This is a genomic window from Micromonospora sp. NPDC005413, from assembly GCF_040606435.1.
In the GTDB taxonomy this organism is placed as follows: domain Bacteria; phylum Actinomycetota; class Actinomycetes; order Mycobacteriales; family Micromonosporaceae; genus Micromonospora.
Genome location: NZ_JBEXEV010000080.1, coordinates 1 through 1,201, shown reverse-complemented (window position 1 = coordinate 1,201; position 1,201 = coordinate 1). Strand labels below are relative to the sequence as shown.

Annotated in this window: 1 protein-coding gene; it reads right to left on the bottom strand. The window is 66.9% G+C overall.

Annotated elements, in window-relative coordinates; genetic code table 11:
* Positions 1-11 precede the first annotated feature (11 nt).
* Positions 12-1,103: an IS630 family transposase gene (locus ABZS37_RS32665; protein WP_355175458.1), complete on the bottom strand. Its 1,092-nt coding sequence runs from the start codon at positions 1,101-1,103 to the stop codon at positions 12-14.
* Positions 1,104-1,201 lie beyond the last annotated feature (98 nt).

The following is a 1,201-nucleotide window of genomic DNA, read 5'->3' as shown; positions in this document are numbered from 1 at the left end:
CTAGTGCCTCGTCATGCAGCCTTGAACGGGTAATCCGGGTGGCGGATCTTGGAGTTGGTGGCATATCCGGTTTTTGGTCGGGCGTGCTGGTTGCGCCATCGGATGTAGTCGCCGATGGCGGCGTCCTGCTCGGCGTGGGTCCGGTGGTCGGTGCCGTTGAGCGCGAAGTACCGCACGGCGGCGAACTCGGCTTCGATCCAGTTCAGCCAGGACGCGTAGGTCGGCAGGAACACCAGCTCGACCTGGTTGGCTTTGCACCAGGCGCGGACCTCGGGGTGCTTGTGCGTGGAGAAGTTGTCCAGGATGACGTGCAGCGTCTGGTCGGGCCAGCGGCGGCGCAGGGTCTTGAGGAAGCTGAGGAACTCGCGCCACCGTTTGCGGTCGCGGATGCGGTAATGCAGCCGGCCGGTGGCCAGGTCCAGGGCGGCGATCATGTGCCGGACTCCTTGGTCGCGGGTGTAGGTGGCCCGCAGCCGCACCGGCTCGCCCTGCGGTCGCCAGGCCCGGCCGGGGCGGGGTTGCAGGTTCAACGGCCCGAACTCATCAACGCAGATCACGCGCCCGTCGGCAGGTGGATGGTCGTAGAGGTCCAACACGCGGCGCATCTTCGTAGTGAAGTCGGGGTCGGTGCTGGCCTTCCACGTCTTCGTGGCCTGCCAGGACACCCCGCGCTCGTGCAGGATCCGCCGGACGGTCTCCACGCTGATCGTGCTCACGCGGCCGGTGTCGATCAGGTAGTCGCGCAGCTTGGCAAGTGACCAGCAGGAGAACGGCCGGCCGAGGAAGCGGGGGTCGCACCGGGCGATGACGCAGATCCAGTCCCGGGTCTGCTCATCGATCCGTCTCGGTGCGCCCCCGCTCCATTTTGGGTCCAGCGCGTCGAACCCCCGCTCGTTGAACGCGTGGATCACGTCCCGCACGTAGTCCTCGGTCACCTTGAGCAGGTGGGCGATGTCCGGCGCCGGCTGCCCCTGGCCGGACATCAGCACCACGATCGCCCGCCGCAGCTTCACGGGATCCTTCGCCGTCCGACCGATGCGCTGCAACCGCTGCCCCTCGGCCATCGAAACCTGCCGGACGAACACCTCCGGGCGTCTACCCACTGGCCACCACCTCCCAAGAATCGTTGGGAGACAGCCTGCCCGACACGTCCTCAGCACCGACGGATTACACGATCAACGTTCAAAGACGAGGCACTAGC